We start from the raw sequence: 16,114 nt of genomic DNA, 5'->3' as shown, positions 1-16,114 counted from the left end.
AGATTTAAACTTAATAAAATATGAAAAACCAATCTAACAATAGTAAAATTTTAAGCAACTTGTTGTATTTCAAATTGTTGCCAGTACTTGCTATGAGTGGTTTGTTAGATTTAAAGCCGATTACTGCGGCACGAGAAATTAATGCAGCAGTCGTTAATGTCAGTGGTCGTCAGCGAATGCTTTCTCAAAGAACTGCATTGTTCGCTTTGAGATTAGTTTGCACTCAAGACGTTGTGGAACAGGAAAAATTGCGTCAGGAACTACTAGCTGCAATTAACCTAATGGAAAAATCCCATAACGGATTAATTAATGGTGATGCGGAGATGAAACTACCTGGAAATCCATCGCCAACAGTTGAAGCAATGTACTTTGATTTGCCTCTCAATTTAGACAAGCAAGTTCGCAACTATATCACTCAAGCAAGACTGTTAGGGGAAATAGATAAATCTGAACTTACACAAGATAATTTTCATTTACAATACATTTTGAACGCCTCTGCAACTGATTTAATCAAAGCTTTAGATGCTGTTGTTAGTCAATATCAGCAAGAAAGCGATCGGCAACAGCTAGCAATTGACCTTCACTTAGCTGAACTTTATCAACAAAGTTGTGAGGCAACTGAAAAAGCTCAGGCTCAATCTCAGAAATTAGAGCAAGCATTGACAGATTTGCGATCGTATCAGACACAATTGGTGCAAACTGAAAAAATGTCTAGCCTTGGTCAATTAGTTGCTGGTGTAGCCCACGAAATTAATAATCCAGTTAACTTTATTTATGGTAATCTAAGCCACGCTAGCGAATACGTTCAAAATTTACTGGAATTATTACAACTTTATCAAGAAAGCAATTCCAAACCTAGTCATAAAATTCAAGAAAAAATTGAAGATATTGAACTAGATTTTCTGATTGAAGATATGCCCAAACTTTTATCTTCAATGAAAATTGGTGCTGAACGTATTTGTCAAATTGTGCTATCACTTAAGAATTTTTCTCGGATTGACCAATCACAGATGCAGGTTGTAAATATCCATGAAGGTATAGATAGCACTTTATTAATTTTGCAACATCGTTTAAAGGTAAGGAATGGACTTTCAGAAATACAAGTTGTCAAGGAGTATGGTGATTTGCCTCTGGTCGAGTGCTATGCTGGTGAGATAAATCAAGTATTTATGAATCTGATCAGCAATGCAATTGATGCTATTGAAGAAGTTACAGACCGCCCTGGTCAGATTACTATTTGCACAGAATTGTTGCCATCAGATGAAATTGTAGTGCGAATTGCTGATAACGCTGATGGTATAAATCGGAAAATAAAAGCTCGATTGTTTGATCCATTTTTTACGACTAAACCAGTGGGCAAAGGTACTGGTTTGGGTTTATCTATTAGCTATCAAATTGTAGCCGAGAAGCATCATGGGAAGATTACTTGTAATTCCCAGCCTGGACAAGGGACAGAATTTTTGATTCAGTTGCCAGTACAGCAAACTAGGAAAAGCACTGCACAGCTATCAACAGCATTTGCAGCATCTTAATTAGTACTGCTATATCAATAATGAACTACCTGCGGACTCCGCATTCGCTACGTCCGAGGTTTCTGACGCTTCAACTGCTGAACTTGCCTAAAGCCTCCACAATGTGTGGCTTTAGATAGAGGTTTAGCATCGACGTTTGTAGAGGCTTGTTCCAAACCCCTTGAATAATTTAGCATTACCATAGCTGCTGCAACATCTCTGTCCGCAACAAAACCACAATTTTGACAATTATGCACTCTTTCAGACAACTCTTTTTTCTTTTTGTGATAGCATTTAGGGCAAGTTTGAGAAGGAGCAATTGATAAAGGTACATCAACAAATACCCCATTGCATTCACTCAATTTATACTTAATTAGTGAAGTTATATTGCTAATTCCAACATCTAGCAATGACCGATTTAATCCTGCTTTTTGATGTTTTCTCTTACGACTTTTTTTGGCTTTACGAGTCATCCCTTTGACGTTTAACTTCTCGGTCGCTACCAGGCTATTACAGCTAACTATCTGTGCAGCGATTTGATGTTGCCAATCTTGTCTCTGATTGGCAATTGTATTTTGAAGTTTACTTATCTTTTTTCGGTTTTTTCTCCAACGTTTAGACGCTTTAACCTTTTTCTTGAAATTAGGCGCACGTTTACGGCATAGTTTCTTAGAAGCTTGCTTGATTTTTTGTTGAGTATTACCTAAGAATCTCGGATTATCAATTATCGTTTCATCACTACAAGCAATTGCGTGAAAAGTGCCAAAATCTAAGCCGACAGCACCATTACCAGTTTGTCGAACTGGTTCACAATTTACAGTAATCGACGCATACCATTTACCCTGTTTCCAAATAATAGTTAAGGTTGTAGGATTACCCCAAGTTCTGGCTTTACCTCTCATCTGAATCTGTCCTAAGTGGGACAATTCTAGATAACCACTATCCCCTGTTGTATGCGCTTTCCATCCACTTATTCCAGGGTAAGTCCAGCCACGATAATCACGGGAAGACTTGAATTTAGGGTATCCACCTACACCTTTAAGAAATCTTTGGTAGGCGAAATCAACACGCTTAACTGTTGCCTGTAAAGCTTGTGAACCTAACTCTTTATATTCAGTCCAACACTCCTTAAATTCTGGTAAAAGATTCTGCTGATCGTAGTAACTAACAGAATTACCAAAACGCTTATATTCTGTCTTTCTTTGATAAAGACAGGCATTATATAAATCCTTATGAAGTCGTCGCCAATAGTGCAACTTTACCTCTTGGGACTTATTTGGATATAAGCGAAAGGTTGCTCTGCGTGTTACTATCATAAATATTATATTAACATTCACCTATTCACAATGTAACCCCTTATTAGAAAAAGTTCACACGCTGTTTTCTGTATTCACCTGCATATTGTGTTTGTGACTAAGTATCGAAGCAAGGTTATAAATCTAGAAATATTGAATAGACTGCAACAAATATTTACTGATTTATGCGAACAACAAAAAAGTATTCTCATAGAATTTAACGGGGAGGAAGATCGTGTTCACTTGTTGGTAAACCTCTCTCCAGATAATCATATTGGCGTTGAGCCGAGATACGTGTAAAAAAGTGCAATATAAAAGCGCAAAGCCTTAACCAGCAGTGGTTTTAGCTTTATAAGAACACCCACAAAAAGGACAGAAGCGAAATTTCATTGATGAGATGGGTTCAGAGCAGCTAGGACAACGATTGATCAGTTGAAAACCACAAAAGCAACAAAATTTAGCACGGGCATGAGTCCAAAGTGGATCGGGAGCAGTACCGGGAGTCCAGCAGTGTGGACAAAATTTTAATTCTGTAGTTGCAGCAAGTGGTAATCCCTTACTCACAGCATCAAGATACTCAACTGGGGTTTGCAAAGCCAATGCCAACCCATTGAGAGTTTTATAATTTAACCGCGAAGTTAGACCTCGTTCAATTTTTCCCAAACTTTGCAAATGAATTCCAGCCTTCAGCGCAACTTCGTGTTGGCTCAACCCTAAACTAGCACGCACTCGTTGCACAAAACTAGCTAAGGTTTCTTGTTCTTGGGGCAAATTAGTATGTTCTGAAATCGACATAAAAATGTGTTTTAATTAACTGTTGGTTCTACGTCAATCTTTTAAAGTTAATAAATCGTTTATTAAAATAATTTCCACCAAGTGTCTGTATCTTTAGCTACAGTAACTACTCAATTTTTAGAAAGACAGGGATTAGCCCCAAACACTATTCGCTCTTACGAAGGAACATTAATACCTTTATTGCAAGAATATGGGCGAATGCCTGTAGAAATTCTCAGCCGAAAGGCACTAACTGAATATTTAGATAGCTTAGATAATTTAGCCTATACTACCCATCATCGACATCAAGCAATTATTCAAGCTTTATTCAATTTCGCTGTTGAACAAGGTTACATTAAAGTTAATCCTATCGCTCGGCTGCGACGGCGAAAACCTGATCCGAAAAAAGGCGAACATTTAGCCGATGAAGTAATTCGTTATCTCACCGTTACTCAAATTCAATTACTGTATCAGGTAGTGGCATCCGATAGCCGAATGCGTGCATTGGTAAAACTCCTACACCGCAGTGGAGCTAGGATTGGAGAAGTTTTAGCCCTCAACCTTACTGACATAGATTTGAGCAATCACAAATTCTACGTGGTTGGTAAAGGTAATAAGTCACGTTGGTGTTTTTATAGTGAAGATGCTCAAGTAGCTTTAGAACATTATTTGCGTTATTATCGCCACAAAAGCTCTATATCGGCATTATTTACCGCTCAACATCCTTGTAGTTATAAAGTTACCCGTTTAAGCTATCGTACCGTTCATAAAAACTGGGCTGAATTAATTAAACCTGTACCAGAGCTAGCTGGTATACGTCTGCATGATTTACGACATACATTTGCTACAGAACGAGTAGGATTAATGGGAATTGAAGAACTAAGAGCTTTGATGGGACACGCCAATATCCAGACAACATTACGTTACCAAAAAGTGACATCAGCCCGGTCAGAATATGTAGCGAAACAAGCACTTAATTATTTAATCAACAATAATATTTAATTGTTAATTTGGACAAAAAGAGCGCGAGTTTTTCCGGTGATTTTCTGGGTAATTGAGTAGAAATGCTGAGTAGATATTATACTCTGTACTAGCTGAGTGAGAGTTGGAGACTATCCCCCATTACATCAATTGAGCGTACTGCTTATCCACAGTTCAAACCTTTACCTTCGGCTAAGGAACTGGCGGAACTGTATACCCCAACAACAGAAGAAATTAAGTTTGTGCGCTCTAATGTACGAACACCAACAGGATTGCTGGCACTGATGGTAATGCTGAAATCGTTTCAACGATTGGGTTATTTCACAGACATAGAATCAGTTCCGACGGCTATCATTGCTCATTTGCGGAAATGCCTCAATCTCAGCGTTAAGGTATCGGCTATTCCTTCAGTTCGCTCAAAACGTTATTATCAACAAGCGATTAGGACTTACTTGGGTGTCAAGCCTTATGATCGAACCGCGGGAACAGCATTTAACCCAGACACAATCTCTATTAGGAGTGTTGGCAGAAATTTTAACAGCCTCCGATGAAACTCCTGATGCGATGACTTTAGGAAGTCAAGTCCAGTCGGTTTTACAGGTTCATGGTGGTACAGCTTTACTATTGCAGCAGTGCGAAGAGATTACTGCTTACAACAGTCATAATTACTTACCTTTGTTATGGCGATTCTATAGCCGCTACCGTAAGCTGTTATTCGAGTTAGTTAGGTCGTTAGATATTCGCTCTACTTCTGCCGATGAATCTGTGATTGATGCAATGGCTTTTGTACTTGAACAGGAACACCGTCGTGCCAAGTGGTTGCCTGCGACTATTGATTTGAGTTTTATCAACGATGCTTGGCGACGATTGGTGGTAACGAAACAAGGAGATACAGAAGTCCTAGTCCGAACTCAGCTAGAAATTTGCTTGTTTGTGCATTTGGCTTCTGAGTTGAAGACTGGCGATGCTTGCGTAGTGGGGTCGGAAAATTATGCAGATTTCCGAGAACAACTTTTACCTTGGTCTGAATGTTCTTCTCTGGTGGAAGAATACTGTCAGTCGTTGGAAATTCCCGCCGATAGTGTTCAATTTGTGGAATATCTTCAACAAAAGTTGACGCTCCTGGCTCGTGAAGTAGACCAAATTTGTTCTAATAGTGACCAGATAACAATTAACAGGGAGGGAGAACCTGTACTCAAGCGGCTTGTAACTCAACCCCAATCTGAAGAGGCTTTCCAATTAGAATCAGCTATTTTACAACGATTGCCGGAACGCAGTTTATTGGATATTTTATGCAATGTCGAGCATTGGTTACATTGGACTCGCCATTTTGGCCCGATATCGGGGTCGGAAGCGAAATTAACTCAAGCAGGCACACGTTATATCCTGACGACTTTTGGCTATGGTTGCAATTTGGGGCCTAACCAAACGGCTCGTCACTGCCGAGGCGGAATTACCAGCCATATGCTGTCTTACATTCACCGTCGTCATATCACTGCTGATAAGTTGCAAGCAGCAATCAGGGATATGATCAATGCTTATAATCAACTGCAATTGCCTTCTTGTTGGGGAACAGGACAACGAGCGGCGGCGGACGGTAGTAAGTTTGAGATTTACGAGAACAATTTGTTAAGCGAGTACCACATTCGCTATGGCGGTTATGGTGGGATTGCTTATCATCATGTTTCGGATACTTACATCGCGCTGTTCACCCACTTTATTAATTGTGGCGTTTGGGAAGCAGTTTATATCTTAGATGGATTGCTCAAAAATACCTCAGATATTCAGCCCTCAACTCTGCACGCTGATACTCAGGGACAATCGGCTCCGGTGTTTGCTCTCTCCTATCTGTTAGGAATTAAGTTAATGCCGCGTATCCGTAACTGGCAGGACTATACTTTCTTACGCCCTAGTTCACAAGATGTTTATGAGTATATTGACCCATTGTTCAAAGGGGTAGTGGATTGGAAGCTAATTCACACCCACTGGCAAGATTTGATGCGTGTGGTGTTGTCGATTAAGGCGGGTAAACTGATGCCATCGACTATTTTACGCAAATTGGGCAGTTACAGTCGCAAAAATCGTCTTTATCAGGCTTTTCGCTGTTTGGGACAGGTGATTCGCACAATGTTTTTGTTGGAATATATTTCAGATTGCGGGCTACGTCAGGAGATTACTGCCTGTACCAATAAGGTAGAAAGTTATCACGGTTTTTTAGACTGGCTATTTTTTGGTAAGGATGGGGTGATTACGGAGAATGATCCTAGCGAGCAGGAAAAGCGGGTTAAGTATCTTGACTTAGTAGCGAGTGCGGTAATTCTCCAGAATGCTGTGGATATTTCGCAGATTGTGCAGCAGTTAAGTGCTGAAGGGTACAAGATTAACCGGGATTTGTTAGCAAGTTTGAGTCCTTATTTGACTAGGCAGATCAAACGTTATGGGGATTATGTGGTGGATTTGCAGAACGTTCCGCCGTCTTGGGAGCAAGCTATTGTTTTGCCAATTGAATAAAATTTCTGAAATTCATAACTGACAAGGCTTTGCGCTTCTATCTTGCACTTTTTTACACGTATCTCGGCTCAACGCCATATTGCTGAATTTATCAAAGTTCTCAAAGCATCATCTAGTAGACTAATCCGCAAAGAATTTAAGACCCATGTTGATAAGTTTTGAGGATGGGTTAAAAAATATCAGGTTGAAATCATGCCCCCTCCGTTGTACACAGGGAGGGCATGATCAGGACTTACGCCAAAAGACATGATCTACACTATCTGTGGGGCATTGGCGGAGCCTGCGTCCCTACTTGTCGCTTAATACCTGTTTACAATGCGTATAAACACTGATTCCATTGATAGCTAAATTACTGACAATATTTAATAAGTCAGGGTAAACTAAATAATTTATAGGAAAAAATTTATGGGTCTTTTTAGTATACCAAAAAGGCGCATAAATTACAAGTTATATTTTTGGCGTTTTTTTAATATTTACCAATCGCCCCAATAGCAAACAACTTAACTACCTTATAGTCTTAGAATAATGCTGCAACATCAATTGAAAAGCATGGAACGGTTACATAGCCCGTCAGTCGCCTCATTGGTTCTAGCTGTGATCGTCACTGCTTTAGGTGTGGGCTGTCAACAATTAAAAGGCGATCAAGTTGCTGATGAAAAAACACAGCAATCAACTAAGCCAGATCAAAAATCAACGAGTCTAAACATAGCAGTAATTCCTTCTAAGAATCCGGTAGAGCAACAAAAATCGCTTCAGCCTCTAGCAGAGTATCTGGCAAAAACTCTTGGTAGACAGGTAAGCTTTCAAATTGCTAAAGACTATCAGACACCTGTTAACTTAATAGCTGAAGGTCAGGTACAAATTGCTTACTTAGGACCATTAGCTTATGTTGAAGCTAAACAACGAAATCCCCAGATTCAACCAATAGTTGCTCCGATTGATAAAAATACAGGAAGACCTTGGTATACGAGTGTAATTGTTACCAACAGCAATAGAATCAGCGACGTTAATGATCTTAGAGGTAAGCGATTTGCGTTTGTGAGTGAATCTTCGACCTCTGGATATTTAATGCCGTTAGGACATTTTAAAGAGATGGGTATCGATCCAGAAACCGATTTTACTAAAGTTAAATTTTCTGGTAGTCACGCTCAAGTAAAAGCAGATTTAGAATCGGGTGAAGTGGATGCGATCGCCAATGATAAACCATCATATCTTAATGAACAAAAAGCTGGCAGATTTAATCCACAACAATATAAAATTATTTGGGAATCAAGCCCAATTCCTCAAGGACCAATTGTGGTACGTGCTGATCAACTTCCACCTGAATTAGTTACTAATTTAAAAAAGGCTTTAGTCAGTGCTTCTGAAGGACTTGTAGACGTTAATGGTGCTGAAGCCGCAGGCTACACTTTAGTTCAAGATGAAGACTACGAACCAATTAGAAAACTACAAGCGCAACTTAACTTAAAACCAGGTCAAGCTAAATGAAAATTTCTGCTAAATTTATTGGTTCTTCTATAGGTGTTGTTGGGCTGATTGCTTCCTTAGCGTTTAGCAGTGAATTTTTACTTTGGAAAGCCGATAATCAGGCGGCATTAAGCCGTGACAAAGCTGCTAAATCCGTTGATAATACCCTACAATTAGAAGTCCTTTTAAGAGACCAAGTGATGGCTCTCAAGGACTTCTTGATGTTAAATCGTGACCCTTTAGACATGGCTAAATACCAAAAAGCTAAGTCTGAATTCCAACTAACTTTAGATGATTTACAGCGCCTAATGCCTGATAATTCAGAACTTACAGTTATTAGTCGCCAGCATAAGTTTTTAAATCGGTTAAGTAATGAATTAAGCGATACGCCATCAACTCAAGAACAATTTTATCAAGACTTTAGAGCTATTAGTTCCTTTGGTAAAAGCATAGATTTTTCTTTGCAGTCTTTAGCAAAAGATATTCGGTTTCAGGATAGATTAGCAAGCGAGCAAGCTAGTCGCTCTAAACAAACTGCTCAGGTTGCTAGGCAAACTATTCTTTGCATCATTATTATACTGTTATTTGGTCAATTTTGGCTAATTTTATTGCCAGTTATTAAATCTATTAAAAAATTGCAGCTAGGCGCAAATCAAATTGGCACAGGAGATTTAGATTATCGTTTAAACATTAAAACTGGCGATGAAGTTCAAGAACTTTCAGAGCAATTCAACCTTATGGCTGTCGCCTTGCGTGAGTCTTACCGTACATTAGAGGAAAAAGTAATTGCTCGTACTATTGAATTAACAAATACCAACCAAATATTAGAAAGTGAAATTGAGCAACGTAAGCAAATAGAAGAAACATTAAGGAAATCAGAAGCGCAACTTAGGCAACAAGCACAGGAAATCGAGCAAGCATTAACAGAATTGCAACAAACCCAAGCGCAACTGATTCAAACTGAAAAAATGTCTAGTCTTGGTCAAATGGTTGCTGGTGTAGCTCACGAAATTAACAACCCAGTTAACTTTATTCATGGCAATATCACTCATGCTAATAAATACATTCAAGACATATTAGAACTGTTGCAGTTGTATCAAGAGCATTATCCCAATCCAGTTGATGAAGTTGCAGATCATCATCAAGCAATTGATCTAGAATTTATCATGGATGACTTGCCAAAAGTACTTGCTTCAATGCGACTTGGTACTGAACGAATTAGAAACATTGTGTTATCTTTGCGTAACTTCTCGCGTTTAGATGAAGCTGATATGAAAGCAGTTGATATTCACGAAGGAATTGATAGTACGCTATTAATCTTGCAAAATAAATTAAAGGCTAGACCAAATCATCCCGAAATTAAAATTGTTAAAAAGTATAGCAGTTTACCTCAAGTCACTTGCTATCCTGGACAACTTAATCAGCTATTTATGAATATCCTGAATAATGCTATTGATGCTCTGGATGAGTATAATAATCAGCGTTCTGTTGAGGAAATCAAAAGTAATTCTAGCCGGATTACAATTACTACTCAACTGGAAAGTGATTACATAATTATTAAAATTGCAGATAATGGTTCTGGAATGACAGAGGAAATCAAAAAACAACTATTCGATCCATTTTTCACTACTAAGCCTGTAGGTAAAGGAACAGGATTAGGCTTGTCAATTTGTTATCAAATCATCCAGAAGCATCAAGGGATTATCGAGTGCGAATCAGAATTAGGTAAAGGGACAGAGTTTTCAATTCAAATACCTATTGTACAAAATGGATTATCTAAAATTGGTAAATCAAAAGTAAATAATTTATCTTTAGAAACCGTAGGGGGACGGAGTTTGTGATTGAAATCCCTGTAAGCCAGACTCGTCAGCAAGCAAATGTTAGTTAATCATACTTATGTGGTTGGTAATTCAAAAACTGACTTTAACCAGTTAATAAAAGTTTGTGCGATCGCATCCTTGAGATATTTGCCTTTATAATAAAAATTATACTTTTAATTGATGTGCAGTTTAGTAACTGCACCTACTAACAGATGAATTACTTTAACAAATTAGCCAGATTTTTCATTATCCCTGGTTTAATAATTATTTTCATATTTTTTATGGCTCCATTTTTAAAAGCTGACGAAGCTGAGGAGGTGATTAGCAACGTCACATCTAAGCCTCAACCAAACTTAGTTCTTAATGTTAAACGTCAATCAGGAACTTGTCCTCAAAAGGTTGGTCTTTGGGTTCTTAGCTTTGGGTATATAAATATTGCTGCCCAGTCTAATCAAATAGTCATTGCTGATACTTTATCTGTAGCAGGAGCCAGCGAATTAGTATCTGAAAAACCTCGACTTGTAGAATATAAAGCTCCACTCCGCAAGGCTTATAAGAATTGTATCGGCACAGCTATTTACCCGCTTAAATCCCAGCCGGAAAAATTAGAAGCTAACTATAAGTTTGATTTTAAAAATGGTCAAGTTAGATTCACTACCAAGTTAAATGATTTACCCGATGATGCTGGAATTGGGTTTGGAATTACAGATACTAAAATAGTCGGATTGCGTCCTTATTTACAAATAGATTTTATTGATTAAGCAGATTTATTAGTATGCGAATAGTCAAAATTCCTGATTCACCAATTCACGAAATTAGATATTTAGTTGCTGCTACTACCAAGACTCGTGTAGTTGAAAAGATTTTACCTATTTTCGTTGCTAAAGTTGATGCTTTACCAGAAGGTTTGAATGCTTTGATTGCTACTAGCGATTTACAAGGTATAGAACCTCAACAAAGATGCCTTCTTGGTCATACTGTAGCGGATGAGCTAGAATCTTTGGCTGCTCTAGGAAAAATTCCCTCGCCAGAAACAATCGGTGTGTTGTTAGCAGGCGATTTATATGCCCAAACAGATACTCGCGGTGGTGAAGGTGATGTTCGTTCTGTTTGGAAAGCTTTTAATCGTCGGTTTCGTTTTTGTGCTGGCGTAGCAGGAAATCACGATTTATTTGGTGCTTCATTAGAAGACATGAAGGCTTTTACATCAATAAGAGGTATACATTACTTTGATGGTAACATAATGACTATTGACGGACTTCGTATTAGTGGCATTTCAGGAATTATAGGTAAGCAAAGTAAACCTTTTCGTCGTCGTGAAAAGGACTATAAAAGAACTTTGAGTAATATAGTTAAACAAAAGCCGGATATTCTAATTCTGCATGAAGCGCCAACTGTTCCTGATGCTAAACTTGCAGGAAATGAATTAATCCGCTCTGAACTATCTACAGCTAGCGATTTATTGGTCATTTGCGGACACGTACACTGGAAAATACCAATAGTTTCTTTACACTCAAGCGTGCAAGTTCTGAATGTAGAAAACCGAGTATTTATATTAATGGCTTAGGTAACATTTGATTCGATCGCAGCTTCGGCTTCGTGAACCAATGCTCTTAACTTATCCACCATCTCTTGCCCAACTCCTTCCCACAACCCTCGTTGATGCGCTTCTAGCAACCTTTCCGCCATATCCCGCAACGCCCAAGGATTTTTTTGTTGGATAAAATCTTGCACTGCTGGATCAAATAAATACGCCTCTGCTACTCCTTGATACATAAAATCTGACACACAATTAGCAGTAGCATCGTAGGCAAATAAATAATCTACTGTCGCCGCCATTTCAAATGCACCTTTATAACCGTGACGCATTACACCAGCTATCCATTTAGGATTAACTACACGGGAACGATATACACGATCAATTTCTTCTTGTAACTTTCGCACCTTGGGATTTGCAGGTATAGAATTATCACCAAAGTAAGTATGCGGATTTTTGCCACTAACTGCACGTACCGCTACTGTTAAACCACCTTGAAATTGATAGTAATCATCAGAATCTAATAAATCGTGTTCGCGGTTATCTTGATTGTGCAATACAACTTGCATTTGCTGGAGACGTTTCTCAAAAGCTTCTGGCGCGGAAACCCCGCCTAACCCCCCCGTTAACAGGGGGGGGAAAGATGCTTTTTCCTTAGTTAAATGTGCAGAGTCAGATCCCCCCTCGTTGCTGGCGGGAACCATGTTAGGGGGTGGGGTTCCCTCAACTTTCCCCAAAGAGCGAGAATTGCTAGTGTAAGCGTAACTACTCCAATTAATATAAGCCCGCGCTAAATCTGCATCAGTTGTCCAATTTTGCGCTTCAATTAAACCTTGTAAACCTGCACCATAAGCACCAGGTTTAGAACCAAAAATGCGATAGCGCGATCGCATTTCCGCCTCTTCCTTACTTAACCCCGAACTTTCCCATAACTCGGTTTCTTGCTTTACCTGCGCTGCTAAGGGATTTTGATCTGCTGGTTCATCTAACGCCGCCACTGCTGCAACAGCAGAATCGAATAAATCAATTAAATTAGGAAAAGCATCACGGAAAAACCCCGAAATTCTTAGCGTCACATCCACACGCGGACGACCTAATATTGATAACGGCAGAATTTCAAAATCTACCACCCGTCGAGAAACCCCATCCCAAACAGGTTGCACACCTAATAACGCCAACGCCTCGGCTAAATCATCCCCACCAGTCCGCATAGTAGAAGTACCCCAAACCGATAACCCAATAGTTTTGGGATACTCACCATTTTCTTGGGTATAACGTTCAATCATTACCTCTGCTGCTTTGCGTCCAAGATCCCAAGCAGTTTCCGTAGGAATAGCACGAATATCAACCGAGTAAAAATTGCGACCCGTAGGTAAAACTTCTGGTCTTCCCCTCGTAGGTGCGCCCGAAGCACCGCTAGGGACATATCCGCCATTTAATCCATGCAATAAATAAGTGATTTCCTGATTAGTTTGTAGCAATGCAGGAAGAAGGCGATCGCATATCCATTGCAACTCAGAGGAGAGAGGGGGGAGGAGGGAGGGGAGAGGAGAGAGGGGAGAGGAGATAATTTTTTCGACTAACTCAGCAGCGTATTCTTCTAATATTTCAACAACATCACCCACAGTATTAATTTGAGACTTTCGCCCCCCCTTAATAAGGGGGGGAAGGGGGGGGTGAATTTCTGAAATAGGCAACTTAAAATCAGTTGTCAGAGGGTCAAAATCTAAACCTAAATCCTTAGCAATAGCGCGAGTTAAACCCAAACGATTATTACTGGGTTGACGTGCGATCGCAACTATTAAATCCCTTAATTGTCGCCCCTGCGGACACAACCCAAAAATATGCAACCCATCCCGAATCTGTGCCTCCTTCAACTCACAAAGATAGCCATCAATATTACTAATTACCCCTGCTGTCAACCGACCATTTAACCCATAACTTAACTCCTTCTCACTCACCCCAACACCACCAACAGATAACCCATCCGTTACATCCGTTACAACATCCGTTGCCAAATTTTCCTCAAAAATCAAAGCATTAATGCGATCGCCAATCACCTTTAACCTAGAAGGATCTAAACTCTGCGCCTCATAATACTCATCAATCAAACCTTCCAACTGTTGCAAACCGCCATAAAGTTCAGCGCGAGTCATCGGCGGAGTCAAATGATCGATAATTACCGCTTGCGATCGCCGTTTAGCTTGAGAACCTTCCCCAGGATCATTAACAATAAAAGGATATAAATGTGGCAACGCACCAAAAGCAACCTCTGGATAACAACTATCAGATAAAGCCACACTTTTACCAGGTAGCCACTCCAAATTACCGTGTTTCCCTACATCAACAATTGCCTGCGTTTCAAAATGTTTTCTTAACCAATAATAAAAAGCCAAATAACTATGAGTTGGTTCTAAATCTGGTGCATGATAATTCAAACTAGGGTCAAGATCATAACCACGCGCTGGTTGAATACCGACAAAGATATTGCCTAATTGAATACCAGAAATAGGGAAAACCCCTTGGGTAGCGTATTGGGAAGGTTCACCCCAGCGATCGCACATACCCTTCTGCACCTCTACAGGTAACGTAGCAAAATACTCCTGATATTCCTCAACAGACAAAGATTGCTGCACAACTCGCAACTCGCGCCCTTCTGGATCATTAGTCACCCCAGAAGTTAAACGCTGAATCAACTCATCCCCACTTGCAGGTATATTCTCAACTAAATAACCAGCTTCCTGCAAAGCCTTAAGTATTTCTATGCAACTAGCAGGAGTATCCAAACCAACACCATTAGCCAACCTGCCATCACGATTAGGATAATTAGCCAAAATTAAAGCAATACATCTATCCTTTGGCGGAGTTTCGCGCAAATGTACCCAATTAGCAGCTAAATCTGCTACAAATTGAATGCGATCGCTCACCGCTTCATAAACGACCACATCCGTTTCTAACTGAGCATTCCAAACCTCAACCGCCTTAAAAGAAACCGCCCGACTAATAATCCGCCCATCCACCTCCGGTAGCGCCACATTCATCGCCATATCTCGTGGTGCTAACCCCTGAAAATTCGACTCCCACTGCTCCTTATTTCCACCACTTAAAATTACCTGCAACACAGGCACATTTAATTGTTGCCACAACTCCAACTGAGGCGTTTCTGTTTCCAACTTAGCCAGAGAAAAACTCGTTGTATTTAATAACAACTGAATACCTTCAGCCTCTTTCGGTTGAAAATACTCCAACAAATCTGCTTGCACATCTGAATCTCGCAACGCAGAAACAAACACAGGTACAGGTTCCAGTTGCCGTTCAACTAAAGCTTGACAAATAGCATCAATTACAGAAGTGTTACCAGCTAAATAATGAGCGCGGTAGAAAAGAATACCTACTGTCTTAAGTGCAAATATAGGCGATAAATGCACAGCAGAATTAACCTGCACTTCTCCCCTACTTTCCTCTCGCCAAGTATAAACACCGACGCGCGGCACTGCTTTAGGTTCTGGTGGATAGTAAGATTGCCCCAGACAAACATCAGCAATAAATTTTAAGGCGTTAACAAAATTATCTACTCCACCTTCTGTAAAGTAGCGCCACAATTGATTAACAACACTTAAAGAAACAGTAGAATGACTAACTAAATCTGGATCAGGACGGTCATCTCCTGGTAAAACAATAAGTGTCGCACCTGTGCTTGCAACTGTTTCCTGTAAAACTTCTAACCCATAACTCCAGTAAGAACGTCCTCCCAGCAGTCGTAAAATAATTACTTTTGCGTGCTGCAAAACATCTTCGGCGTAGGTATCAATAGTTAACTGTTGTTGTAACTGTAAAAGATTAACAACCCGCACTGCTGGAAATTCAGCAGATAATTGAGCAGCAGCTACAGCCAGCGTTTGAATATCTGTATCTGCGGCGGTAATTAAGACAATATCAGCAGGAGTTTGTTCAATAAAAATCACACCTTCTGCCTGAGAATTCCAACCTCCAGGGGTTGCAGCTAAACGATGCACAATTTTCTCCTACCAGCCTAGTCTGAACTGTTATAGCATTTCTAGCAACGAGACAAGCCATTTAAGTAGCCCTACCTCCAAAAAATATCAAACCTAAAACCCCCTGCCTGTCAAAGGGGAGGGGGTTTTAAGCTTAATTAAGTAGAGCTACTTCTTAGGAGATTTTAACCGCCACTAAATGGGCGCAATCAATTCTCTAATT

The 16,114-nt window shown here is 39.8% G+C and carries 9 protein-coding genes and 2 pseudogenes; 8 read left to right on the top strand and 3 right to left on the bottom strand.

Annotation, left to right across the window (positions count from 1 at the left end):
- Window positions 1-20: 20 nt before the first annotated feature.
- Window positions 21-1,532 (top strand): ATP-binding protein, encoded by a 1,512-nt coding sequence (locus tag CRI9333_RS17910; RefSeq protein ID WP_015204583.1) that lies wholly within the window; start codon window positions 21-23, stop codon window positions 1,530-1,532.
- A 47-nt stretch (window positions 1,533-1,579) separates the two neighbouring features.
- On the opposite strand, the gene CRI9333_RS17905 is transcribed toward CRI9333_RS17910, so the two are convergent.
- On the bottom strand, window positions 1,580-2,827 hold the full coding sequence (locus tag CRI9333_RS17905; RefSeq protein ID WP_015204582.1) for an RNA-guided endonuclease InsQ/TnpB family protein: 1,248 nt from the start codon (window positions 2,825-2,827) through the stop codon (window positions 1,580-1,582).
- 42 nt (window positions 2,828-2,869) lie between these two features.
- On the opposite strand from CRI9333_RS17905, the pseudogene tnpA reads away from it, so the two are divergent.
- Window positions 2,870-3,082: pseudogene (gene tnpA, locus CRI9333_RS28405) on the top strand (IS200/IS605 family transposase); the annotation flags it as partial.
- Between the two features lie 51 nt (window positions 3,083-3,133).
- Here the strand turns inward: tnpA and CRI9333_RS17900 are convergent.
- Window positions 3,134-3,601, bottom strand: coding sequence for a helix-turn-helix domain-containing protein (locus CRI9333_RS17900; RefSeq protein WP_015179979.1), 468 nt, complete (start codon window positions 3,599-3,601; stop codon window positions 3,134-3,136).
- An 81-nt stretch (window positions 3,602-3,682) separates the two neighbouring features.
- Between CRI9333_RS17900 and CRI9333_RS17895 the strand changes: the two genes are divergently transcribed.
- The 6 genes and pseudogenes from CRI9333_RS17895 (at window position 3,683) to CRI9333_RS17870 (ending at window position 11,926) form a co-directional block, all read left to right on the top strand.
- Window positions 3,683-4,582, top strand: a complete 900-nt coding sequence (locus CRI9333_RS17895; protein WP_015179980.1) for a tyrosine-type recombinase/integrase — start codon at window positions 3,683-3,685, stop codon at window positions 4,580-4,582.
- A gap of 119 nt (window positions 4,583-4,701) precedes the next feature.
- Window positions 4,702-7,072 (top strand): annotated as a pseudogene (locus CRI9333_RS17890) (Tn3 family transposase).
- Between the two features lie 525 nt (window positions 7,073-7,597).
- On the top strand, window positions 7,598-8,560 hold the full coding sequence (locus CRI9333_RS17885; RefSeq protein ID WP_015204581.1) for a phosphate/phosphite/phosphonate ABC transporter substrate-binding protein: 963 nt from the start codon (window positions 7,598-7,600) through the stop codon (window positions 8,558-8,560).
- Complete coding sequence (locus CRI9333_RS17880; protein ID WP_015204580.1) at window positions 8,557-10,380, top strand: ATP-binding protein; 1,824 nt, start codon at window positions 8,557-8,559, stop codon at window positions 10,378-10,380. Before CRI9333_RS17885 ends, CRI9333_RS17880 begins: the two co-directional genes overlap by 4 nt.
- Window positions 10,381-10,640: 260 nt before the next feature.
- A complete protein-coding gene (locus tag CRI9333_RS25110; protein ID WP_015204579.1) occupies window positions 10,641-11,120 on the top strand; it encodes a hypothetical protein in 480 nt (159 codons plus the stop codon).
- Between the two features lie 14 nt (window positions 11,121-11,134).
- Entirely contained in the window at window positions 11,135-11,926 is a 792-nt protein-coding gene (locus CRI9333_RS17870; protein WP_015204578.1) for a metallophosphoesterase family protein, read from the top strand.
- On the opposite strand, the gene cobN is transcribed toward CRI9333_RS17870, so the two are convergent.
- Window positions 11,923-15,912, bottom strand: a complete 3,990-nt coding sequence (gene cobN, locus CRI9333_RS17865) for a cobaltochelatase subunit CobN (protein ID WP_015204577.1) — start codon at window positions 15,910-15,912, stop codon at window positions 11,923-11,925. The two genes, CRI9333_RS17870 and cobN, sit on opposite strands and share 4 nt — an antisense overlap.
- Between the last annotated feature and the right edge of the window lie 202 nt (window positions 15,913-16,114).

It is taken from the genome of Crinalium epipsammum PCC 9333, assembly GCF_000317495.1.
In the GTDB taxonomy this organism is placed as follows: Bacteria; Cyanobacteriota; Cyanobacteriia; order Cyanobacteriales; family PCC-9333; genus Crinalium; species Crinalium epipsammum.
The sequence above is the reverse complement of the archived record's forward strand: the minus strand, read 5'-3'. Positions and strand labels throughout refer to the sequence as shown.